The organism is Paenibacillus graminis (assembly GCF_000758705.1).
Lineage (GTDB): Bacteria > Bacillota > Bacilli > Paenibacillales > Paenibacillaceae > Paenibacillus_AQ > Paenibacillus_AQ graminis.
This window is the reverse complement of record NZ_CP009287.1, coordinates 4,111,407-4,135,096: the sequence shown is the minus strand read 5'-3', so window position 1 is coordinate 4,135,096 and position 23,690 is coordinate 4,111,407. Positions and strand designations below refer to the sequence as shown.

General features: G+C 49.3%; 23 protein-coding genes. 19 read left to right on the top strand and 4 right to left on the bottom strand.

Annotated elements, in window-relative coordinates; genetic code table 11:
• Window positions 1-56: 56 nt before the first annotated feature.
• The 15 genes from PGRAT_RS17415 to PGRAT_RS17350 all read left to right on the top strand — a co-directional run bounded on the left by PGRAT_RS17415 (window position 57) and on the right by PGRAT_RS17350 (window position 15,057).
• A complete protein-coding gene (locus tag PGRAT_RS17415; RefSeq protein ID WP_025704681.1) occupies window positions 57-824 on the top strand; it encodes a DUF3388 domain-containing protein in 768 nt (255 codons plus the stop codon).
• Window positions 825-866: 42 nt separating this feature from the next.
• Window positions 867-1,868 carry a RodZ domain-containing protein gene (locus PGRAT_RS17410; RefSeq protein WP_025704682.1) on the top strand — a complete coding sequence of 334 codons (1,002 nt, stop codon included), beginning with the start codon at window positions 867-869 and terminating at the stop codon, window positions 1,866-1,868.
• A gap of 82 nt (window positions 1,869-1,950) precedes the next feature.
• Entirely contained in the window at window positions 1,951-2,115 is a 165-nt protein-coding gene (locus tag PGRAT_RS33760) for a hypothetical protein (protein WP_167330793.1), read from the top strand.
• A 180-nt stretch (window positions 2,116-2,295) separates the two neighbouring features.
• Window positions 2,296-2,787, top strand: coding sequence for a YajQ family cyclic di-GMP-binding protein (locus tag PGRAT_RS17405; protein WP_025704683.1), 492 nt, complete (start codon window positions 2,296-2,298; stop codon window positions 2,785-2,787).
• A gap of 289 nt (window positions 2,788-3,076) precedes the next feature.
• Window positions 3,077-3,664, top strand: a complete 588-nt coding sequence (gene pgsA / locus PGRAT_RS17400) for a CDP-diacylglycerol--glycerol-3-phosphate 3-phosphatidyltransferase (RefSeq protein WP_025704684.1) — start codon at window positions 3,077-3,079, stop codon at window positions 3,662-3,664.
• Between the two features lie 55 nt (window positions 3,665-3,719).
• Window positions 3,720-5,009 carry a competence/damage-inducible protein A gene (locus PGRAT_RS17395; protein ID WP_025704685.1) on the top strand — a complete coding sequence of 430 codons (1,290 nt, stop codon included), beginning with the start codon at window positions 3,720-3,722 and terminating at the stop codon, window positions 5,007-5,009.
• Between the two features lie 299 nt (window positions 5,010-5,308).
• On the top strand, window positions 5,309-6,373 hold the full coding sequence (gene recA, locus PGRAT_RS17390) for a recombinase RecA (RefSeq protein WP_025704686.1): 1,065 nt from the start codon (window positions 5,309-5,311) through the stop codon (window positions 6,371-6,373).
• 123 nt (window positions 6,374-6,496) lie between these two features.
• Complete coding sequence (locus tag PGRAT_RS17385) at window positions 6,497-7,231, top strand: regulatory protein RecX (protein WP_025704687.1); 735 nt, start codon at window positions 6,497-6,499, stop codon at window positions 7,229-7,231.
• 308 nt (window positions 7,232-7,539) lie between these two features.
• Window positions 7,540-9,081 (top strand): ribonuclease Y, encoded by a 1,542-nt coding sequence (gene rny / locus PGRAT_RS17380; protein WP_020428001.1) that lies wholly within the window; start codon window positions 7,540-7,542, stop codon window positions 9,079-9,081.
• 53 nt (window positions 9,082-9,134) lie between these two features.
• Window positions 9,135-9,929, top strand: coding sequence for a TIGR00282 family metallophosphoesterase (locus PGRAT_RS17375; protein ID WP_025704688.1), 795 nt, complete (start codon window positions 9,135-9,137; stop codon window positions 9,927-9,929).
• A gap of 200 nt (window positions 9,930-10,129) precedes the next feature.
• Entirely contained in the window at window positions 10,130-10,390 is a 261-nt protein-coding gene (locus PGRAT_RS17370; RefSeq protein WP_019910496.1) for a stage V sporulation protein S, read from the top strand.
• 251 nt (window positions 10,391-10,641) lie between these two features.
• Window positions 10,642-11,610 carry a dipeptidase gene (locus PGRAT_RS17365; protein WP_036704071.1) on the top strand — a complete coding sequence of 323 codons (969 nt, stop codon included), beginning with the start codon at window positions 10,642-10,644 and terminating at the stop codon, window positions 11,608-11,610.
• Between the two features lie 175 nt (window positions 11,611-11,785).
• Window positions 11,786-12,358: a phosphate propanoyltransferase gene (gene pduL, locus PGRAT_RS17360; RefSeq protein WP_025704690.1), complete on the top strand. Its 573-nt coding sequence runs from the start codon at window positions 11,786-11,788 to the stop codon at window positions 12,356-12,358.
• Between the two features lie 357 nt (window positions 12,359-12,715).
• On the top strand, window positions 12,716-13,075 hold the full coding sequence (locus PGRAT_RS17355; RefSeq protein ID WP_025704691.1) for a YmaF family protein: 360 nt from the start codon (window positions 12,716-12,718) through the stop codon (window positions 13,073-13,075).
• A gap of 392 nt (window positions 13,076-13,467) precedes the next feature.
• Window positions 13,468-15,057 carry a DEAD/DEAH box helicase gene (locus PGRAT_RS17350; protein ID WP_025704692.1) on the top strand — a complete coding sequence of 530 codons (1,590 nt, stop codon included), beginning with the start codon at window positions 13,468-13,470 and terminating at the stop codon, window positions 15,055-15,057.
• 680 nt (window positions 15,058-15,737) lie between these two features.
• Here the strand turns inward: PGRAT_RS17350 and dapA are convergent.
• The gene (dapA, locus tag PGRAT_RS17345; protein ID WP_025704693.1) at window positions 15,738-16,634 is read right to left on the bottom strand and encodes a 4-hydroxy-tetrahydrodipicolinate synthase; all 897 of its coding nucleotides are present in this window, start codon (window positions 16,632-16,634) and stop codon (window positions 15,738-15,740) included.
• Window positions 16,635-16,755: 121 nt separating this feature from the next.
• Between dapA and PGRAT_RS17340 the strand changes: the two genes are divergently transcribed.
• Together PGRAT_RS17340 and PGRAT_RS17335 are read left to right on the top strand one after the other, a co-directional pair.
• Window positions 16,756-17,652 (top strand): LysR family transcriptional regulator, encoded by an 897-nt coding sequence (locus PGRAT_RS17340; protein ID WP_025704694.1) that lies wholly within the window; start codon window positions 16,756-16,758, stop codon window positions 17,650-17,652.
• Between the two features lie 61 nt (window positions 17,653-17,713).
• Entirely contained in the window at window positions 17,714-18,400 is a 687-nt protein-coding gene (locus PGRAT_RS17335; RefSeq protein ID WP_025704695.1) for an MBL fold metallo-hydrolase, read from the top strand.
• A gap of 138 nt (window positions 18,401-18,538) precedes the next feature.
• Here PGRAT_RS17335 and PGRAT_RS17330 read toward each other — a convergent pair whose 3' ends face one another.
• The gene (locus tag PGRAT_RS17330) at window positions 18,539-19,417 is read right to left on the bottom strand and encodes a glycosyltransferase family 2 protein (RefSeq protein WP_025704696.1); all 879 of its coding nucleotides are present in this window, start codon (window positions 19,415-19,417) and stop codon (window positions 18,539-18,541) included.
• 159 nt (window positions 19,418-19,576) lie between these two features.
• Here PGRAT_RS17330 and PGRAT_RS17325 point away from each other — a divergent pair, with 159 nt between their 5' ends.
• Both PGRAT_RS17325 and htpG read left to right on the top strand, forming a co-directional pair.
• Window positions 19,577-20,206: a DUF1796 family putative cysteine peptidase gene (locus PGRAT_RS17325; protein ID WP_025704697.1), complete on the top strand. Its 630-nt coding sequence runs from the start codon at window positions 19,577-19,579 to the stop codon at window positions 20,204-20,206.
• Window positions 20,207-20,362: 156 nt separating this feature from the next.
• The gene (gene htpG, locus PGRAT_RS17320) at window positions 20,363-22,243 is read left to right on the top strand and encodes a molecular chaperone HtpG (RefSeq protein WP_025704698.1); all 1,881 of its coding nucleotides are present in this window, start codon (window positions 20,363-20,365) and stop codon (window positions 22,241-22,243) included.
• A gap of 94 nt (window positions 22,244-22,337) precedes the next feature.
• On the opposite strand, the gene fosM is transcribed toward htpG, so the two are convergent.
• Window positions 22,338-22,763 carry a FosM family fosfomycin resistance protein gene (gene fosM / locus PGRAT_RS17315; protein WP_025704699.1) on the bottom strand — a complete coding sequence of 142 codons (426 nt, stop codon included), beginning with the start codon at window positions 22,761-22,763 and terminating at the stop codon, window positions 22,338-22,340.
• A 57-nt stretch (window positions 22,764-22,820) separates the two neighbouring features.
• Window positions 22,821-23,687, bottom strand: a complete 867-nt coding sequence (locus tag PGRAT_RS17310; RefSeq protein WP_025704700.1) for a LysR family transcriptional regulator — start codon at window positions 23,685-23,687, stop codon at window positions 22,821-22,823.
• Window positions 23,688-23,690: the final 3 nt, after the last annotated feature.

The following is a 23,690-nucleotide window of genomic DNA, read 5'->3' as shown; positions in this document are numbered from 1 at the left end:
CTTTTTTTGGTGTATGCCGCAAAGTTACGGGAAAAGGAATCTATGAGGTGTAGCAAGTGGAATATAAACAATGGTACATGGAGTATAAGATACATAAGAACAGACCTGGTCTGCTTGGTGATATCGCTTCAATGCTCGGAATGCTGGAGGTCAATATCCTGACCATTAACGGAGTAGAAGGCAAGACCCGCGGAATGCTGCTGGAAACAAGTGACGATGAAAAAATCATGCTGATGGGCGAAATGCTCAAAAAAGTTGATAATATAACGGTGACTGCGCTGCGTTCCCCGCGGCTTGTTGACAAGCTGGCCGTACGGCATGGGCGCTATATCGACCGTGACTCGGATGACCGCAAGACGTTCCGGTTCACCAGGGATGAACTGGGGCTGCTGGTTGATTTTCTCGGTGAGCTGTTTAAACGGGAAGGAAATCAGGTTATAGGTCTTCGGGGCATGCCGCGTGTCGGCAAGACGGAATCGATTATCGCCGGCAGTGTCTGCGCCATGAAGCGCTGGACGTTTGTCTCTTCGACGTTATTGCGCCAGACGGTGCGCAGCCAGCTCGCTGAAGATGAAATGAATCCGCACAATGTATTCATTATTGACGGTATTGTCAGCACGATCCGTTCCAACGAGAAGCACTATAATCTGCTGCAGCATGTGATGAGCATGCCAAGCACGAAGGTGATTGAGCACCCGGATATTTTTGTGCGGGAATCTGAATACACCTATGATAATTTCGATATTATTATCGAGCTGCGCAATATACCAAGCGAAGAGATATTGTACGACTCGTTCACGACGAGCTACAGTGATGATCTATAAAAAGCTGCTGATAGCGGCACTACACACTTAGGAGGTGATGGTATGTCGGAACTGGGCCGGCATTTGAAGGAGGCGCGTCTGCAAAAAGGGATGAGCCTTGATGATGTCCAGGAAGTAACGAAAATCCGCAAAAAATATTTAGAAGCCATCGAAGCGGGGGATTATAAGGTGTTGCCGGGAAGCTTTTATGTCCGGGCATTCATCAAAACCTATGCGGAGGCCGTGGATGTAAATCCCGACGAGCTGATGGAGGAGCACGGCAACGTGCCTGCCGCTCCGGTAGAGACACCGATGGAAACAGTGATACAGAAGCGCAGCCGCAGACCAGAAACGGAACGGAATGCGAAATGGCTGCCAACAGTTCTGATGTGGACCTTTCCCGTGCTTATTATCGTGGTGATTTACATGTACGCTTCTTCCAATATGAACAAACCGGAACCGGACAAAGCCGAACCTGGCAGTCTGACCACGGCTACACAGGATCCATCGAAGGTTCAGCCTTCACCTACTGCAGTGGGAGGAGGTGTTGCAGCGCCTTCCGCTTCGGCAGGTGCCGGTTCGGGCACAGCAACTCCTGAGGCGACAACAGCTCCATCGGCTTCACCATCTCCATCCCCATCCCCATCCTCCGAGGAGGTTACGGTCACTCAGGACCGCAAATCGGGAAAAACGACGGTGTATAAGGTGTCAGCACCTGCTGGAAGCGCTGTTCAGGTGCAGATCGCTGCGAGTGGGGTGAGCTGGCTTGAAGTCTACAAAGGCGAGAACTCCAAAGGAGAGAAGCTGAGCTTCGGCAATACTGCTGCCGGGGACAACCTGAGCTTCACGCTCGACAGTGAAGGCATGTACATTAAGTCCGGGTACTCCCCGGCTACGGAAATAACAGTCAACGGACAAGTAATCACAGACGGCAAAACCTCATCCCGGCTTCTTCTGGAGCTGGATGATAGCTCAGCGTCCGGAGACCCAACAGGAACACAGAACAGCGGCACTGAGGGAAGCCAGGACAATGTAACCAATCAGGAGAATACAACTCCCGAATGAGCATCCAATGTATATACTTTGGCTTTTAGGAGAACCTAAGACTGATTTACAGTTCTTACGCCAAAGTGAGGTGTATTCTCTCATGACCGCTAGCTGGATCGTAACAGGGCTTGGTATTATCGTCAGTCTCCTCGGTTACTATCTGACACCGAGTGCCTGGGGTTATGGCATTTTGGGCTTTGGACTGGCACATATTCTGCTCGGGATTTTGGATATGTTCCGGGCCCCCTCACGCAGCAGACAATAGCGACACGCGGCGTCTCCCCATTCATCGGATCTGGGGGAAGAGGGTTCCTGCCTTTACACAGAACGGCTCCACTTTGGTGGGGCTGTTTTGTGTGTCGGGTTTTATCTGCCAAATTAGACTTAAGAGTTCCTTTCTCATATAATAGGAAAAGAATATTTGCTAACAAAGGAAGTGGATGAATTGAGTTCGGAAAGTTCATTTGATATCGTGTCCAAAATGGACATGCAGGAGTTGACCAATGCTGTTCACCAGACGGAGAAGGAGATCGATAACCGCTTTGACTTCAAGAACAGCAAGAGCAGTCTGAAGCTGGAGAAGGATGCGCTTATTATCGCTTCAGAAGATGAATACAAGCTGAATGCCGTCATCGATATTTTACAGTCGAAGATGGTCAAGCGCGGCATTACACTCAAGAATCTGGATTTTGGCAAAGTTGAACCGGCTTCTCTGGGCACTGTGCGCCAGCGTCTGGGTCTTAAGCAGGGAATTGATCAGGAAAATGCCAAAAAAATCAACATTCTGATCCGTGATTCGAAGCTGAAGGTGAAAAGTCAAATCCAGGGGGACCAAATCCGCGTAACCGGCAAAAGCCGTGATGATCTGCAGCAGATTATCCAGATTCTGCGCAAAGCCGATTTACCGCTGGATCTGCAGTTTAATAACTTAAAGTAAGATTTTCGTACCCCGCACTGCTTGCTGATTTCTCGCCTGCGGGGTGCTTTGTGTTTTTTTGACACCTACATAGGGCTATAATATACTTGCGTAAGCAGTTTTTTAGAAAATGTAAGAATATATGCTTCGTACTATAAATTATCCTTCTATTTCTGCTGAAACGGGTACCTTAAAGCGATACGTAGTATCGCTGCTTCGGAACCAAGCATAAGCTTTTACAAGGACGGCTAGCCGTTTCAGCCTGAGATAGTGGAATATCGGATTCGTACGGATCAAGGGAGGAACTTCTGTGAATTTGCCTAACCGCATTACGCTGGCACGTATTTGTCTTATCCCGATTATGATGTTTTTCTTGCTGATTAATTTCAGCTTTTATCCGGAACCGATTCATTGGGGCTCGTTCCAGCTTTCCTTTAATCATCTGATTGCAGCGGTGATCTTTTTGCTTGCGGCCAGCACCGATGGCATAGACGGTTATATCGCCCGGAAATACAACATGGTCACCAATCTGGGCAAGCTGCTCGACCCTCTTGCGGACAAGCTGCTGGTCTCGGCTGTGCTGATTTCCCTGGTGGAACTGGGCAGATGCGACTCATGGATCGCAATCGTTATTATCAGCCGCGAGTTCGCAGTAACCGGACTGCGCCAGGTAGCGCTGCTCGAAGGTAAAGTGGTTGCTGCCAGCAGGTGGGGCAAGATAAAGACTGTTATTCAGATTGTTGCAATTTCACTGCTGCTGCTGAATAACTTTCCGTTTCAATTCGTCAGTATTCCTGTAGATGATATTGCCATCTGGGCTGCAGCACTTGTTACTATCTATTCCGGCATTGACTATTTCGTAAAAAATAAAGATTTGCTGGAGCTTCATAACGCTTAACCGCTAAGCCCAATATAACTTGTGTTACTCTACATCCAGGAGGAGAAAGCCAGCTATGAAAGCGGAAATTATTGCCGTTGGTACAGAACTTTTACTTGGACAGATCGTAAACAGCAATGCCCAGTTTCTATCCCAGGAGCTGGCGGCGCTTGGAATCGATGTGTTCTTTCAGACCGTCGTTGGGGATAACAGCAGCCGCCTTCAGCAGGCCATCGAAATTGCCCGCAGCCGTGCGGATGTCATTCTTTTCACCGGCGGAATTGGCCCCACCGAAGATGATCTTACCAAAGACGCGCTTGCGGCTTCCCTGGGCCGCAGCCTGCATATTGATCAGCTTGCCATGGATCATGTCCAGCGTTTTTTTGATGAACGCAAGATTGTAATGACCGAAAATAACCGCAAACAGGCACTTATCATTGATGGAACCACACCGCTTCCGAACGAAACGGGGCTTGCTGTGGGCCTTGCGCTTGCAGACGGAGGCAAATATTACATTGTACTTCCCGGTCCTCCGCGTGAGATGAAGCCTATGTTCACAGGCCAGGCCAAACCTTGGCTGCAGCAGCATGCACTGACCGGTGAAATGCCGATTTATTCGAAGATGCTTAAGTTCGCCGGCATTGGAGAATCCCTTTTGGAGGATAAGCTGATTGACCTGATTAGGAATCAGAGTGATCCGACTATTGCTCCTTATGCCAAGGAGGGCGAGGTAACGGTCCGCATATCCACCAAAGCCCCTTCTGAACGGGAGGCCATGCAGAAGCTGGAAGTGCTGGAGAAGACAATTCAGGAGATCCTGCCGGAGCATATGTACGCCAATATCGATGTGCCGCTGGAACAGCTGATCGTCGATTGGATGGCGGATGCCGGATTGACTGTGAGTGCGGCGGAGAGCTGCACCGGCGGCCTGCTGATGGAGAGCATTACGAATATTCCGGGCAGCGCCTCGATGTTTCTCGGAGGAATCGTATGCTATTCCAATGATATGAAGAAGAAGCTGCTGAATGTGCCGTCAGCCCTTCTGGAGGGACCGGATGCGCCGGGCGCGGTAAGCCGGGAAGTAGCCGAGGTGCTGGCGGATCAGGTCAGAATGATTGCAGACAGTGATTTCGGATTGTCGGTTACCGGTGTAGCCGGTCCGGGATATTCTGAACGCAAGCCGGTCGGGCTTGTGTTCATCGGACTGGCGGAACGCGGCCGGCCTACCGAGGTCTATGAGCTGAACCTTAAGGGTACGAGGGAGAACATCCGTTTGCGGACGGTGAAGTCGCTTCTGTACCGCCTCTGGCGCAGACTGGAGGAGCGCAAGGTGGATACACCGCTTGAAGGGTCAGCCTTGCAATAACCTGAATACCCAGTATATAATTCAAGTATACGGAAGAACCGTGGCACTGAGACATCCCTGCTGCGGTTTTTTGTTATATTAATAGGCATGAACCTGCAGCCTGTCCTTTGGAAGAAGGCACTGTCCGGCGTCCGGTGATCGAATATTCTGGGTTAGCACCAGATCCGGAAGGAGGCTTACAATAAAAGGGAGTATTCCCCCGCAGGACAAAAAAAACGAATGTATGTTCGAAAAAAAGCTTGGCAAGACCTCCAAAACACGTTATTATAGTACTATAAACAGTGAAGGAAGTGGTCTGATTGTCAGATCGTCGTGCGGCGCTTGATATGGCGCTTCGTCAAATAGAAAAACAATTCGGTAAAGGTTCGATCATGAAATTGGGAGAATCCAACCACATGAAGGTGGAAGTGGTACCTAGCGGATCTTTGGCACTTGATATTGCACTAGGTATAGGCGGACTTCCCAAAGGACGTATTATTGAAGTATATGGACCGGAATCTTCCGGTAAGACAACAGTTGCCTTGCATGCGATTGCAGAAGTGCAAAAGGTTGGCGGACAAGCTGCATTTATCGATGCTGAGCATGCGCTTGATCCTAAATACGCTAACGCGCTTGGCGTTAACATCGATGAGCTGCTGCTGTCCCAGCCGGACACCGGCGAGCAGGCGCTGGAAATCGCTGAAGCACTTGTCCGCAGTGGTGCGGTCGACATCATCGTAGTGGACTCCGTGGCAGCATTGGTTCCGAAAGCGGAAATCGAAGGCGACATGGGTGATTCCCATGTAGGCTTGCAGGCCCGCCTGATGTCTCAGGCTTTGCGGAAGCTGTCCGGGGCAATCAACAAGTCGAATACCATTGCTATCTTCATCAACCAGCTTCGTGAGAAGATTGGTGTAATGTTCGGTAACCCGGAAACAACACCCGGCGGCCGGGCATTGAAATTCTACTCTTCCGTGCGTCTGGATGTGCGCCGCGTTGAGAGCATTAAGATGGGCAACGATGTGGTGGGCAACCGCACCAAGATCAAGGTTGTGAAGAACAAGGTAGCTCCTCCGTTCAAGCAGGCTGATGTTGATATCATGTATGGTGAAGGAATCTCCAAAGAAGGAAGCCTCGTGGACATTGGTACTGAAATGGACATCGTCAACAAGAGCGGTGCCTGGTACTCTTACGAAGGTGAGCGTCTTGGACAAGGCCGTGAGAATTCTAAGCAGTTCCTGAAGGAACACCAGGATATTGCCCTGTTGATTGAGAATAAGATTCGTGAAGCAAGCAATCTGTCAACAATTGTGGCTGCGCCAACTGAATCTGATGTGGCAGCGGAGCAAGAGGAAGAAGAAAAGCTGCTGCTTGAAATCGAATAACTTGATATTCAATCTTCTAAATTGAATACTTGGTAAGATATCGAGCGCCCTGTGAATGATCTGACAGGGCGCTTTTTCATAAAATGAACCAGACTTACAATAGCAATGAGGTGAGAGCCATCCATGGTCATACAATTAAATCCCGAACCCGAAGAGCAGGACGAGCAGGTGCTGGCTGATTTTCCTGCGGATGAGCAGCTGGTGATTACACGGGTGGAACGGCAGAAAAAGTCTGACCACCGTTATATTATTCATTTCGGCACCTATCAGATGACCGTTCATGAAGATGTCATGATTAAGTACCGGATGATTACAGGCAGCTCTTTCATGAAGACTGATCTGGAAGAGATCGTTGTAGCGGATGAACGCCAGCGGGCTTATGTGGAGGGCCTGCGGTATCTGGAGCGTAAGCCCCGGACGTCTCAGGAGATGGCCCGCCGTTTACGGGAGAAGGAAATAGGAGAGACTATTATTGCCGAAGTTCTGGTGCGGCTGCAGCAGGAGCGTCTGCTGGATGATCCCCTGTATGCCAAGCAATGGGCAGAGCAGCGTATTACGAACCAGCGCAAAGGCAAGCTGTGGATCCGTCAGGAACTGCGCGAGAAGGGCATTGACAAGCTGCTGATTTCCGAGGCGCTGGAGAATATTACTCCCGAGCAGGAGCTGGAGAGCGCTTTGCAGACGGGAAGAAAGAAATGGAATTTGATCCGCGGCGATGTGAATGACAAGCGCAGAAAGACCGGCGCATTTCTTATGCGGCGGGGATTTTCCGGGGATATGGTGCGCCAGGTACTGAATATTTTACGCGAGGAAGAAGATTTTGAAGGCGATGAAGAGGAAATTTACTTCCCCGACTGATTGTCTTGACTTTAATGCAGTTATCGACTCTCTTGACAATGTCTTTTTATAAATAATAAAATATAACATGAATCGGCCTAAATAAGAATCCTTTTTCCTTCCCAAAAAGCAGACTCTTATGGTGCGGTTCGCGTACAACTCATATGAAATGTAATCGCCGGATAAGGCGGGCAGTGTGCATGTGCAGCATGTGCAGTATGGCAATCGGTGTATTACCGGTTTTTTGTATGGTGATGAACGGATTAGTTTAACAACTGCACAAATTCCCAAGGCTTGTTCTTGGAGGAACCAACGAGGAGGTGAACAGAATGCATCCTGCAATCTGGGTCATAATCGTTCTCGTTGTAGCTGCATTATTCTTTGGATTCGGTTATTTTATTCGTAAATCCCTTGCAGAAGCTAAGATTTCCAGTGCTGAGAAGGAAGCCGTAGTCATCGTGGAGAACGCGAAGAAAGAGGCAGAAGCACTGAAGAAGGAAACGGTACTTGAAGCTAAGGACGAAGTCCATAGAATCCGCACCGAAGCTGAGAAAGAAACTCGTGAGCGTCGGAATGAAATCCAACGGCAAGAGAGACGTTTGCTGCAAAAGGAAGAATCGCTGGATAAAAAAATGGAATCGCTCGAACGAAAAGAAGAACAAGTAGCTAACAAAGAGAAACGAATTGACGAAACACAGCAGCAAATTGATGTTATTTACAAGAATCAAGTCACTGAACTGGAACGCATCTCCAATTTGAGCATCGATGATGCCAGAAGTATCATTCTGAGCAATGTTGAGCAGGAAGTTCGCCACGAAACCGCACAGATGATCAAGGAAATTGAGCAGCAGGCCAAAGAAGAAGCGGACAAGAAAGCCCGTGAGATCATTACATTGGCGATCCAACGCTGCGCTGCTGATCATGTGGCGGAAACGACCGTGTCGGTCGTAACACTGCCTAATGAAGAGATGAAGGGCCGGATTATCGGCCGTGAAGGCCGCAACATTCGTGCACTGGAAACTCTCACTGGTATTGATCTCATCATTGATGATACGCCGGAAGCGGTTATTCTGTCAGGCTTTGACCCGATTCGACGCGAAGTGGCCCGTACGGCACTTGAGAAGCTGGTAGCGGATGGACGTATCCATCCGGCTCGAATCGAGGAAATGGTAGAGAAGTCCCGTAAGGAAGTAGATGAACGGATACGTGAATACGGTGAACAGGCTACCTTCGAGGTAGGCGTTCACGGATTGCATCCGGACCTGATTAAAATCCTGGGCCGTCTGAAATTCCGTACGAGCTATGGTCAAAACGTACTTAAGCACTCCATGGAGGTTGCTTATTTGACTGGACTGATGGCCGGTGAGCTTGGGGAAGACATCGTGCTTGCAAAACGCGCCGGACTGCTGCATGATATCGGCAAAGCGCTGGATCACGAAGTGGAAGGTTCGCACGTGGAAATCGGCGTCGAACTGGCGAAGAAATACAAGGAACATCCGGTGGTTATCAACAGTATCGCGTCCCATCATGGAGACTGCGAGGCTACCTCGGTTATCGCCATGCTGGTTGGAGCAGCCGATGCTTTGTCGGCCGCACGCCCTGGCGCACGCCGCGAGACCCTGGAAACGTATATCAAGCGTCTGGAAAAGCTGGAGGAGATCTCCGAATCCTTCGAAGGCGTGGAGAAATCTTATGCCATTCAGGCGGGCCGCGAGGTTCGCGTGATGGTGCAGCCTGAGAAGATCGACGATGCCGAAGCTTTCCGGCTGGCCCGCGACATTACGAAGATGATCGAGAGTGAACTGGATTATCCGGGTCATATCAAGGTTACCGTAATCCGCGAGACACGGGCAGTAGAATACGCTAAATAACCAAGGAAATCGGCCCCTCTGCGGGGCCTTTTTTCTTTCAGGAGGAGAATATCATTAAAGTTCTATTTATCGGAGACATTTGCGGGAATACCGGCAGAAAAGCGCTGCGCGAAATGCTGCCTACCCTGAAGGATAAATATCAGCCTCATATCATTATCGTCAATGGGGAGAACGCTGCTGCCGGCAGAGGGATTACCTCAGCCATTGCCAATGAATTTTTCAATTGGGGTGTGCATGGCATTACGATGGGTAATCATACTTGGGACAATAAGGATATTTTTGAATTTATCGACGATGAGCCTCGGCTTATCCGTCCGGCTAATTTTCCTCCAGGCACGCCAGGCCGCGGCTATACGGTGATCAAAGCGAATGGGAAACAGCTCGCGATTGTCAATCTGCAGGGGCGTACGTTTTTGCCGGCTATTGATGATCCGTTCCGCATTGGTGAAGAGATTGTACAGGAGCTGCGGCAGAAGCACAAGTGCATCCTTGTTGATTTTCATGCCGAAGCTACTTCCGAAAAGATTGCCATGGGTTATTTCATGGATGGACTGGCTTCCATTGTGGTCGGCACCCACACCCATGTGCAGAGCAACGACGAAGTCATTCTGCCGGGAGGAACTGCATATTTGACCGATGCGGGGATGGTTGGTTCAAGAGAAGGGATTCTGGGTATGGAAAAGGATGCGGTACTGTATAAATTTACTACCCAGCTTCCGGCAAGATTTGTAGTGGATGAAGGCAAGTGGCAACTGCATGGATTGTACGCAGAACTTGATGAAGCTACGGGTAAGGCGACTCGTGTTGAGAAGATCCGGATGCGTGAAGGCGAATGGGTCATGAGCTAAGTCGGGTTCCAATTCAATAGGTTTTTTGAGAATAATCGTTGGTTTTGGGTAAAGTGTGATATTTATTATATCGAGAAAGAGTATCTTTTGTCCTAATTTCTCCGGAATGGTCCGCAAAAAGAAGGAATTAATTCTTCTAACGCGAATAACATCTACAGTAGTGGAAGAACACCATCATTTTCCCAGGGGAGGTACTTACTATGGATGTATTAAAAGTATCAGCTAAATCCAATCCTAATTCCGTCGCCGGCGCGTTAGCAGGTGTTCTTCGTGAACGTGGATCGGCCGAGCTGCAAGCTATTGGAGCCGGAGCACTGAACCAAGCCGTCAAAGCAGTTGCCATTGCCCGGGGATTTGTCGCACCCAGCGGTGTCGATTTGATCTGCATTCCCGCTTTTACAGACATAGTGATTGATGGAGAGGACCGGACCGCGATTAAACTGATTGTAGAACCTAGATAATAGAAACCCATAAGTAGATTTTCGAAGTGAGTTTTGCGCGAAGCCCCATCTTTGAGTTGTCCCCGCAAAACTTTTAGAATGAACCTGTTTACTTCGGTAAGCAGGTTTTTTGCTGTATATATAAGGATTTATGTGATTCTCGCCCTCACTCATTATTCTGAAGAAATTACAGATGACAAGTTGAAAGATAAGTTGTGGGAGCATAGGCTTTGTAGTAGGGCAAAAGCCCAAACGAAAGCGAGGTTTATTCAGTGGTGAGAAACAGGCAGCGAAGAGTGGCGGATTTTCACTGTGATGTGCTTAGCAAGCTGCAGGCTTCACCGGATATAGATTTCAGGAATGACAGCCGGCTGGATGTAACCCTGGACCGTTTGCTGGCGGGGGGTGTCGAACTGCAGGTTTTTGCCGTTTATCTGTCTACCCGACGGGAAAAAGCGAGCTTTGAGCGCATTCTGGGACAAATCGAGTCGTTCCGCAATAAAGTAGCCGGCATAGGAGGCCTGCAGTGGCTTCGCTGGAAGGAGGAGGCAGCAGAGCAGATAAACACACCCACAGGGCGGGGAATGCTCTCCCTGGAAGGTGTGGACGGTCTGGAGGGCAATCTGTTCTATGCCCAGCTGTGTTTTGAACTGGGTGTGCGTTTCATCGGAGTAACCTGGAATTATGCCAACTGGGCAGCGGACGGGGTGCTGGAGCAGCGGAACGGCGGTTTTACGGAGCAGGGGCGGAAACTAGTGGATTGGTGTAATGGGAGCGGAATGCTGCTGGATGTATCGCATTTGGCGCCTGCCGGGTTCTGGGAGCTTGCGGAACGGAGCATACGCCCCTTCATTGCTTCTCATTCCAATGCTGCTGCTGTGTGCGGACACCCGCGTAATCTGAGCGATGAGCAGATTAAGGCATTGATCGCAATGGACGGGCGGATCGGGCTGACTTTTGTCCCCTGGTTTGTCCGGGATGGCGGGTTGGCGAAGGCTGGGGATGTCCTGCGGCATATTGAGCATATCTGCTCGCTCGGCGGCTCCGGTCAGATCATGTTCGGGTCGGATTTTGACGGCATTGATTGCTGGGTGGAGGGCCTGGAGCATCCGGGAAAATATGCCGAGTTCGCCGAGCTGCTGCTGGCCCGTTATCCTGAAGATGCGGTGAACGGCTGGCTGCACGGGAATGCCTTAGCTTTTCTCGCCAAAAATCTGCCATCAAAGGAAATCCAACCCTGAGCTGTGAATACCGGTCCCGTAAGTGGCGATTTTTTGACAATCCTGTTCCAATATCGTAAAATGTCGAAAAAAGCTCCCTCTATATGAAGAGGGGCTTTTTATTTTCGGAGAAATAGATGTATAATGTTCAGTGGCTTGTACAGATAATAGAGAAAATACAAGGAGTGACATTACAATGAGCAAGACTGTACCCGTAGGTGTGTCGGCCCGGCATATTCACCTTACGCAGGAGCACGTAGAAGCATTGTTTGGCCCAGGATATCAATTGACGGAGTTCAAACCGCTGTCCCAACCCGGACAATTTGCAGCTAATGAGCAAGTAGCCGTAATCGGCACTAAAGGAAAATTCGACAAGGTTAGAATTCTTGGACCTGTGCGTCCGCAATCGCAGCTGGAAGTATCCCGCACAGACGCATTCAGCCTCGGCGTGAAAGCCCCTGTCCGCGAATCCGGCCACATTGAAGGCACACCAGGCATTACGATCAAAGGACCTGCCGGCGAAATTGAGCTGGAAACAGGTGTAATCGTGGCAGCGCGCCACATCCACTTCCACACTTCCGAAGCTGAAGCTTGGGGCATCGCCGATAAGCAAATGCTGAAGGTACGCCTTGGCGGTGAACGTGGTCTGGTATTGGAGAACGTGCTTGCACGTGTATCCGACAACTTTAAGCTCGACATGCATATCGACACAGACGAAGCCAACGCTGCAGGTGCCAACAACGGCGATATTGCTGAAATTGTGGATTAGTCTTAATTTTTTATAAGAGTGAAGGAAGCGGGGGAGCGATCCTCCGCTTTTTTTGTCGTCTCAGAAAGCATATATTGGGGTCCCCGCAAAGTATCTGAATCCTTTTATGCAAAAGCCCCACGTTATGGGGTTATGCTGTCGTATAAAACCATCGGCTAAGCCGGTGGTTATGACTCAATTTGATCTATATGCAGACCGGCCGAGTTTGACGTAGGAGCCTATGTATGAGCAACGATAATGAAATAAATGTGAAGGCGGAAAAATAACATTCGGATCTCAAGCAGTTGCCTAGCACATATAAATTTTTGCCTCAATATGATGTTATGGAGTCTACTACGGCAAGGAGGCAGGTGACACATGCAAAAGAAATACCCCAGAATAAAGAAAGTTACATCTTCAAAACAGGCACAGCGTCACGTACATGAATTTGAAGGCAGTACTAAATTGGCCGAAGCAGGCGCAGACCGGCATAACCATCGGTTCGCAGGAGTTACGGGGCAAGCAATCCGGGTAGGGAACAGCCATGTCCATGAAATTGATCTCAATAAAACTGATTTTTTGAACCATTTTCATAATCTGAAAAAGATTAGAACCGGCCCGGCTATTCCGGTTGGAAATGGCAAGCATGTGCATTTTGTTACTGGTCACACTACTGTAAATGATGGCCATCAGCATCAATTTAATTTTGCAACATTGATCCAAGCGCCACTTCTTTAAGTAATCTGATCATTGCCGCGTCAGAGATTATACTGGCACATGGAATGAGTTGGAGCTGTTTTTCAAAAAAAGTAGTCCCCTTGTAACAGAACGAGGGGATTACTTTTTTTAATGGTCTGGCTGAGATACATAGATAATACCAAGATTGAAGGGAAGGAATATAACTAAAATATCCTATTTTTCGCTGAATCCGGTTTAAACGTACTCTGTACTGGGGGCCAGCTACACCTTGAAAATTCAATCCCAGTTTGTAGGGTTATCTTATATGCGGATTTGTGGTATCATTATGTGTTATGACTTACAAATGCGCTATGTGGAGACGCAGGAATAAGCTGAATTCTGTTCGTTCATGATCTATAAAAAATATATGTATTGATAATTAAGGAGACAACATGACTTTTAATGATTTGAATTTGATCCCAGCAATCCTCAAGGCTTTGAGCCAGGAAAACTATACATCCCCAACCCCGATCCAGGAGGAGTCGATCCCTGCGGCATTGGCCGGCAGAGACGTCCTTGGCTGTGCGCAGACCGGAACAGGCAAAACAGCAGCATTTTCTTTGCCGATTATTCAGCTGTTGAGCCAGCAGCCTTCCGCAGCCGGGGGGAAACGCCGGGTTCGTTCGTTGATTCTCACGCCTACCAGAGAGCTTGCCTTGCAAATCTCGGAAAATATCCAGGCCTACAGCAAATTTACCAGTATCCGTTCAACAGCTATTGTCGGTGGTGTATCGCAAAAAGCCCAGGAGCGGGCTTTAAGCCAAGGTGCAGATATCCTGATTGCAACTCCAGGCCGGCTCATTGACCTAATCACCCAGAAGCATGTTGATTTGCAATATGTGCAGATTCTTGTTCTGGACGAAGCGGACCGGATGCTCGACATGGGCTTCATTCATGATGTGAAGCGGATTATCGCCAAAATGCCTGCCAAAAAACAAACCCTGTTCTTCTCGGCTACTATGCCGACGGAAATTTCCAATTTGATCAAGACGCTGCTGGTGAACCCGGTGAAAATCGAAATTACTCCGGTTTCCTCTACTGTGGACAGAATTGAACAGTCCATCTATCTGCTGGAGAACGGCAATAAGCAAAATCAGTTGAACCGTTTGCTGCAGGACAAATCGATTGTGTCTGCACTGGTCTTCACCCGCACGAAACGCGGAGCTGACCGGGTGACCCGCGATTTAACCCGAATCAACATTACCGCCCAAGCGATTCACGGCAACAAGTCCCAGAATGACCGCCAGAATGCGCTGCGCAACTTCAAGAGCGGAGCTACACGCGTGCTTGTTGCTACGGATATTGCCGCCCGCGGGATTGACATTGATGAGCTGTCGCATGTCATCAACTTCAATCTGCCGAACATTCCGGAAACTTATGTTCACCGTATCGGCCGCACTGGCCGTGCCGGCATGAGCGGAATTGCCATTTCTCTATGCGAAGCTGAAGAAATCCCGTACCTTAAGGATATCCAGAAGCTGATCGGCAAGACGATTCCGGAAGTGAAGGACCATGCGTATCCGATGTCCAAAAGTGCCCAGGCTCTGCTGAATGAACGTCCGGCCAAAGCCCCGGCGAAGACGGCAGCCAAGGCGAAGACCAATCCGGCGCGCAAGCCGAAATCGGAGTGGTTCACACAGGGCAACCGTCCGGGTAACAGCTCTGGCGGCGGAAGCAAGAACCGCGCGGGAGGCAGACCGAACGGAGAGCCGGTCCGCCATGCAGCCGACGGTGCAAAACCTGGAAATGCTCCCGCCAGTGGAGCAAGATCTGGAGCCGGCGCTAGCGGCAAAGCCAACGGAGGATACGGCGGCGGAGCTGGTACAGGCAGCCAAGTCGGCGGCAGCGCTAGCGGCAGACAGGGTGAACGGACCGGTGCCGGGCAGAACAGCAAACCTGCCGGCACCCAAGGCGGCAGACCTGGCAATAACTACAACAGCCGCACCAGCAGCAGACCTGCTGCCAAAGCAGGCAGATCGTAATAAACAGCGGCTGATTGATTTGTAGGCTACAGCTTCCCTGGCGGGAGGCTGTTTTTTGCTTTTTGGAAAAGAAATGGCTGCGAGCAGGCTGCAATGTGGGATGAACAAGAGGTAAAAATACCTCTGATTTCCGCCTGAGGAGGTTATACGGGGAAAGAGAGGTAAAAATACCTCTGATTCCGCCTGAGGCAGGCTATACGGGGGAAGGAGAGGTAAAAATACCTCTGATTTCCATCTGAGGCGGGCCATATGGGGGAAGGAGAGGTAAAAATACCTCTGATTCCGCCTGAGGCAGGCTATACGGGGGAAGGAGAGGTGAAAATACCTCTGATTTCCATCTGAGGCGGGCCATATGGGGGAAGTAGAGGTAAAAATACCTCTGATTTCCATCTAAGGCGGGCCACATGGGGGAAGTAGAGGTAAAAATACCTCTGATTCCGCCGCAGGCGGGCCATACAGGGGAAAGAGAGGTAAAAATACCTCTGATTTCCGCCTGAGGCAGGCTATGCCCCGCAGGCGGGTTGTGCGCTAGCTGCAGGCCTTACAGATGGCTGCGGTGCAGCATAGAGACAGCTGGATAATGAGCGGCTGCGGATTATTTGCGGCATTCTCAAATAACAACAACCGCCAGGTTACAGTATAAGACTGTAACCTGGCGGTTGTTGCTGTGCAGCATAATATCAAATGGCTGCCAGATGGTTTGACCCGGCCAGGTAAGCTCCCAATTCTTCACGCAGCCCGGAGCTGATGGAGGTCATCGGCAGGCGGAGCGTGTCTGAAGCGATTTCGCCATAGGCGCTGAGCAGCCATTTGATCGGGGCCGGATTCGATTCCTTGAAGAGCAGCTTCATCAGCGGGATGAGCTGGTCGAATGCCGCTCTGGCTTCTTCAATCCGTCCGGCTCTGAACTGTTCATAGATGCCGAGGAATTTGGCGGTATGTACGTTGGCCGAGGCCAGCATGCCGCCGGCGGCTCCGCAGCCCAGCATATCGAAGAAATGGAGGTCATCGCCGCATAGCACCGGCTTGGAGCCTAGGCGGGACAGTTCTGAGACGAGCAGCGGCGAGCCGGAGCAGTCTTTTAAGCCCACGACATTGTTCATTTCGAGGATGGTGCGTGCCGTATCGACGGACAGGCCGACTCCGGTGCGGCCGGGGATATCATAGGCAATGACCGGAATGCCCACCTCGGCGGCTTTGCGGAAATGCTCAATAATGCCTTGCTGTGAAGGACGGCTGTAATAAGGTACGACAACCAGAACGCCATCGGCGCCTGAGTCTGCAGCCAGCTCGGTACGGGCTACTGTGGAGGCAGTATCATTAGTGCCTGTGCCGATGACCAGCGGAATGCCGCTGGATTTCAATAGGTCCCGAGAGGTGTCCACGAGGGTCTGTAATTCCTGTATATTGACTGTCGGCGATTCTCCAGTGGTTCCATTGACGACCAGACCATGAATACTGTTCTTGATGATGTTGTTCACATAACGCTGATACGATTCCAGATCGATCTCGCCAGCAGCATTGAACGGGGTTACCACGGGAACGTAGATTCCATAAATCTGTTCTTCTGTTAACATGAATATCGTCCTCCAAAATGTTAAAATCCTTTTATCTTACTGTAGCATGGAATATTCCATCGGCGTTAGCTATAATAAATGATGTAGGTTATCAATATTATTGATGTTAGGGTGAGAGATTATGGATTTAACATATATGCGGACCTTCCGCGAGGTTGCGAAGCGGCAGAGCTTTACCCGCGCGGCTGAAGAGTTGGGCTATGCGCAGTCCAGTGTGACCATGCAGATTCAGAAGATTGAGAAGGAGTACGGCGTCCCGCTGATGGAACGGCATGGACGGGTGCTGCGCCTGACTCCGCCTGGCGAAGAGCTGCTGAAGCTGTTCGTGGAGATATTGGACTTGTACGACCGCTCCAAAGAAACCATCGCCCAGCAGATTGGGGGAACCTTGACCATCGGGACGATAGATTCGCTTGCCGCCTTTTACCTGCCGCCTTTTCTGCAGCAGCTGCGGACAACGTTTCCGGGGCTGAACATCCATTTGCAAACGGAGCAGGAGGCGAACCTGGTGGCCAAGATCAGGGATGGCGAGGTGGATATCGGCCTTATGCTTGACCGCACCACTACAGATTCTCAGCTGGAACGCATGATTATCAGGGACGAGCCGCTTGTATTGGTGGCACCAAAGGGCCACCCGTTAGCCAAGCTGGACGGTGTGACGCTGCAGGACCTGAACCAATGTGAGCTGATCGTTTCCGAGGAGAGCTGTATTTACCGCAGCCTGTTCGAGAATCTCTTGCGGGAGCACGGGATCAATTTCCGCATCGGCTTTGAGCTGTCCAACCTGGAAGCGATCAAACGCTGCGTGCGCAATGGGCTGGGGATCGCCCTGCTTCCAAGAATTGTAGCCGAAGAAGAGATTGAACGGGGCACTCTGGCGGAGCTGGCTTTTGTACATCCCGAAATCCACTTCGATCTGCAGCTGCTGATCCATCCGAAGAAGTGGAAGTCGCTGCCGCTGCAGTCGCTGATTCAGATGCTGCTGGCCGATGCTGAGGCAAAGGCTGTTGCGTTGTAAATGGAGGCTGCGGAGGTTAAATGAGCTGAAGTATTAATCCTATTTGGAGGATAGAATAACAATGGAAATAATCGAACTTCCAATTGAATTTGAGTATAATGGCCAACAAAATTATATTTATCCAAGCCTGATTGTATCAGAGAATCAATTAACCCTGGTGGATACAGGCTATCCGGGGTTTCTTCCTTTCATTGAGAAGGAGATTGTTACACGTGGCTATGACATGCAGAACTTAAAGAATATCCTGATCACACACTACGATGATGACCATATCGGTTCTTTGTACGATTTTAAAGAAAAATACCCTTCAGTTACGATTACGGCAAGCGGAGTGGAAGCGGAATTTATCAGCGGCAAAGTGAAGCCGGAGAGATTGGCCCAAGCAGAAGCCATGCTGGAGCATATGCCGGAGGAACAACAAGATTTTGGACATTGGTTCGTGCAGCAGCTAAAAAGTCTAAAACATGTTTCCGTAGATCAAACCGTCCATGACGGGGAGTGGATTTTAAATCAGCAATGTAAGGTCATTGCTACACCAGGGCATACATCAGGCCATATTTCTTTGTATTTTCCTGAATTAAGCAGTGTCATTACGGGCGATGCAGCGGTTCGGGACGGGGAGGAATTAATGATAGCCAATCCGCATTTTTGTCTGGACCGTGAGCGTGCAGAGCAGTCCTTGAAAGAGCTAAAACAACTTCAGGCTAAATCATATTACTGCTATCATGGCGGAATCTTAACAAAATGAGCGCCGTATATTCTGGGCAAACATAAAGAAGGTTGGGGAGAATCATGAATCTGCCCAACCCTTTTTTTGAGTGTGACATTCCCAGAAAGACCGATGCTAATGAAAGTGTTCTAAGAGGTAACCCTCATTAGCGTTATCCTAATATGCGGATAAACTAAAACATTGCGACAATACCGAATTTAAGGTTTCATGGTGGTACCTTTGTGTGCGCAGGTTGCCTTCAAGGAGTTTGTGAGCCCATCCCAAGCATTGATAATAGTGATTTGGTTCATGCACCCGTATTCTGAAATGGCAAAAATCCAAATGGGTCTGATACTCCTCAGCGGTGGGTTCAATATCAAGCAGGCGCAGCTGTTCTCTGCGGATCCGTTCGGATTGGACTAATTGTACCTGCGTGTGGATATTTGAAATCTGGTCCGGATGTTGTCTGTACATGAGCAAAACCTCGGGAAGGTTAAATAAATGCGTCACTGCCGCTAACCGGTTCCATATTTCATAATCCTCGGCATGGGGATAATCCAGATACCTGATTCCATGGTTCACAAGTACGGATCTTCGGATCATAATAGTGGGATGCACGATCGTACAGTGGAACAGCTGCCAGCATCTGATCTCTTCATGGTTGATTGGTTTTGTGGTAACACGGTCTTTGCCTAACATATAAACCTGAGAACCGCAAACGCCGTAATCCGGATGGGTGTCCATGAATTCCACTTGACGTTCAAACCGGTGGCGCAAAGCGATATCGTCGCCATCCATCCGGGCAATATATTCACCTGTGCATAAACCGATGCCTTGATTTAAGGTTGCGATCAGCCCCTGGTTGACTGAATGGGCAATCACTTTAATTCGGGTATCATCAAATTTTCGGATAATATCCAAAGTTCCGTCCGTTGATCCGTCATCAATAATAAGCAATTCGAAATCCGAAAAGGTTTGGGTAAGAATACTGCAAATCGCTTCTTCAATATATGCGGCCATATTATAAACTGGCATGAGAACAGATATTTTGGCCAAAATGTACACCGCCTATCCTATTTTATACAATTATTGTATGTGAGATTCCTATGCTATGACCTGCATATCTGACTAATTCGCTGTTTATAGGCCCGATAGTCCAATCCCTTTTTTATTTGAGTAATTAACTATAGTAAATGATGCAGGAGGGGATTGGACATGAACTTTAATGAGATACAGGGAACCTATGATGTTATCTTTAGCCTGGGGCGGAATTGTCTGGCAGCGGACCAATTGTCGCGTCATATGCGTAGGAAAATCGGAGGCGTTCTGGACTGGGTGGAGTCCCCCGCATTGTCCGGTGTGAGCAATCTCTTGCGGAACCGTTTTTCTAATTTTATGGAACTGCCCAATCTGGCAATTACCGGTATTAACGATAAGGCCGAATGCTATATTGTGCGGGATGCGGCCTATTATGTATTCTCCCACCATGATTTTCCGTTGAATCAGAATACACCCACCCAGCTTGTGAGCTACCCGGAGCTTAGGGAGAAGGTTACCCGGCGTGTACCACGGTTTTTGGAGGCGCTCAGGAGTGCAAACCGGATTCTATTTATCCGTACGGAAGGAACCATACATGAAACGGCGGAACTGCTGGATGTTCTACAAGAGCTGGTGTCCGGTGAATTCAATGTGCTGGTGGTGAATCAGGCTCCGGTGAGCGGAATTGTTGAAACCCCGTGGCCTTTTTCGAATGTGTGCGCCCTGCAGATCCCCATGGTGCCTGATGAGTTTCACGATAATGATTACCTGTGGAAAAATATATTGGAGAGATTCACAGTCCGCTAGTCTTTTTTGGCGCAAAAGGGTTCCGGTATGCAGCAATATATTGACATCAAAAACAGGAATATGGTATATAAAAGGAAGTGTTAGCACTCATCGCACTGGAGTGCTAATCAGCCGGAAACTATCAGAGGTTATTTTTGAAAGGAGATTTACTTATTCATGGCCAAAAAAGAGTTTAAAGCAGAATCCAAAAGATTGCTGGAAATGATGATTAACTCCATTTATACGCAGCGCGAAATTTTTCTGCGGGAACTGATCTCGAATGCAAGCGATGCCATTGACAAAATTTATTACAAAGCACTGGCCGATGAAGGCCTGGTGTTCAATAAAGAAGATTATTACATTAAAGTGGCCGCCGACAAGGCTAGCCGGACCCTGACTATCTCCGATACGGGGATCGGGATGAACCAGGAAGAGCTGGAGAACAACCTCGGGATTATCGCGAACAGCGGCTCGTTTGCTTTCAAGAAGGATAATGAAGCGAAGGACGGCCACAACATTATCGGACAGTTCGGGGTCGGCTTCTATTCTGCTTTTATGGTGGCAGACGATGTGACGGTAGTCAGCAAGGCGCTGGGCAGCGATCAGGCCTTCAAGTGGGAATCCCAGGGTGCAGACGGCTACACGATTGAACCGGCGGAGAAGGACACTGTAGGGACAGAGATTACCCTCAAAATCAAAGCGAACACCGAAGAAGACAATTATGATGAGTTCCTGGAAGAATACCGCCTGAAATCGATCATCAAGAAATATTCCGACTTCATCCGTTTCCCGATCAAGATGGAAATTACCAGCAGCAAGCCGAAGGAAGGCAGCGATAACGAGTTCGAGGAAACAAAGGAAGAGCAAACCATCAACAGTATGGTGCCAATCTGGCGTAAGAACAAAAACGAGCTGACCGAAGAGGATTACAATAACTTTTACACAGAGAAACGTTACGGCTTCGACAAGCCGCTGAAGCATATTCACATCAGTGCCGACGGCGCAGTGGTCTACAATGCGATCCTGTTCATTCCGGAGAACACACCTTTTGACTACTACACCAAGGAATATGAAAAAGGCCTGGAGCTCTATTCCAACGGCGTGCTGATCATGAACAAATGCGCCGACCTGCTGCCGGATTATTTCAGCTTCGTCAAAGGGATGGTCGATTCCGAGGATTTGTCGCTGAACATCTCCCGCGAGCTGCTGCAGCATGACCGCCAGCTGACGCTGATTGCCAAGAACATCAAGAGCAAGATCAAGAGCCAGCTCCTGAGCCTGCTGAAGGATGAGAGAGAGAAATATGAGAAATTCTATACTTCCTTTGGCAGACAGCTGAAGTTCGGAGTCTACAATGACTATGGCATGGAAAAAGAAACGCTTCAGGACCTGCTGATGTTCTACTCCTCCAAGGAGAAGAAACAGGTGACTTTGGCTGAGTATGTGGAAAGAATGCCGGAAGACCAGAAGTATATCTACTATGCTTCCGGGGAATCCGTGGAACGGATTGAGAAGCTGCCGCAGACCGAAATGGTATCGGACAAAGGATACGAAATGCTCTACTTCACTGACGACATTGATGAATTCGCGATCAAGATGATCTTGTCCTATAAGGAAAAAGAGTTCAAAAACGTGTCCAGCGGCGACTTAGGGATTGAAGAAAATGCCGATGACAAGCCATCGGAAGCGGAAGAAAATGAGAACAAGGAATTGTTCGAAGCCATGAAGGGTATTCTGTCCGGCAAAGTGAAGAATGTCAAAGCCTCCAAACGCCTGAAATCCCATCCGGTCTGCCTCTCTACGGAAGGCGAGCTGACGATCGAAATGGAGAAAATCCTCAAGGCGATGCCAAATGGCCAGGAAGTCCAAGCGGATAAGGTGCTGGAGATCAACATTCATCATGATGTCTTCAAATCCCTGAAAGCTGCAGCCGAAGGGGACAAGGAGAAGCTTGGCCTCTACACGAACCTGCTGTATAATCAGGCGCTGCTGATCGAAGGCCTGCAGGTAAATGATCCGGTACAGTTCACCAACGATATCTGCAAAATCATGGTGTAATCCGCAGCGGCCTTTTCTGCATTAAGTTAAAAAGATGAACCCGCCACCGGTGATGACCGGGGCGGGTTTTTTGTGCTGATTAATAGGATGAAACTTATAAATCGAAAAAATCCATATGTGTCTTCTCCTGTTTATAGTAATCCAATCTATCCTGAAGAGTCCCTGTATGAAACTCAAATTTATGACCGTCCGGGTCCGTAAAATAAATGGATTGCTTGTCTTTTTCATGTCTCGGCCGGCCGGATAGGATGTTTACATTCATGCTTAGCAGCTTCCCGTACATCTGTTCCAAGTCAGCTTCTTCAATTGAAAAAGCAATATGTGTGTAGGACTTACTTATTTCATTACGCGGGATATCTTTTTCCTCGTTGAGAGCGAGCCACATCCCGTTTAAGTCAAAGTAAGCAGTTGTTCTGCCTTTGACCAACAAGCGGGCATCCAATACATTTTTGTAAAACTCAATCGACGTTTCCAAATCGGAGACGGAAAATAAAAAATGATTAAGCCCTTTTATCGACAAGGTTAATACCTCCAATATTTAGTATTTTCCATTATTCTGCCCTGTTATATTCTGCCGTTACTTCTGAAAGTTCTCAATAAACTTCGCGGCCAGGGAGGACAGGTATTTGTTTTTCATCCAGACGGCAGCCACCCGGGTGTTCAGGGAATCGCTGCGGATTTCCTTGGCTGCCAAATTGCTGTTGCTCGCGAGGGTGAAAGCCGACCGCGGAATGATGCCGATTCCGAGCCCCGCATTGGCCCAGAGCAGGGTGGTGCGGGCATCGTCATTCATGCAAAAGAATTGCGGATCAAATCCGTTCTCCAGGCAGGTCTCGCGGATCAGCTGCTCGAAGCGACGGTAAACAATAAGGGGCCGGTTCCGGAGCTCATCGATTTCAATCTCAGGCTTCCCGCCTGTCCAGTCATATTCATGAGCCATCACGGCAATCATTGGTTCAGACACCGTGTAGACACACTCCAGGCCCGCGCTGCTGAACGGGGTGCGGACGATGCCCACTTCAACAATCCCTTTGTTCAACAGATCGATGATCCGGTAGGTATTGCCTTCATGGATTTCAAATTTCACCCCGGAATAGTTGTGATGGAACTCCACCAGCCGGTCCTGCAGCAAGGTAGCCGCCGATGAGGAGACAGTGCCGATGGAAAGTGTACCGGACACACCTTTAACAAAATCCTTAAGCTCCCGGGTGGTAGAGTCCGTCAGCTCCAGAATCTGCTGTGCCCGCTCCCTTAGGATCATTCCCGCTTCAGTCAGCTGAATGCTCCGCGGACCGCGTTCCACCAGCAGCACGCCAAGCTCCTCCTCCAGCTGCTTGAGCTGCTGGCTAAGCGGCGGCTGCGCCATCTGCAGCTTTCTCGCCGCCGATGTAATTTGACCTTCTTCGGCAATCGCCAAAAAATATTTCAACTGGCGGATATCCATAAG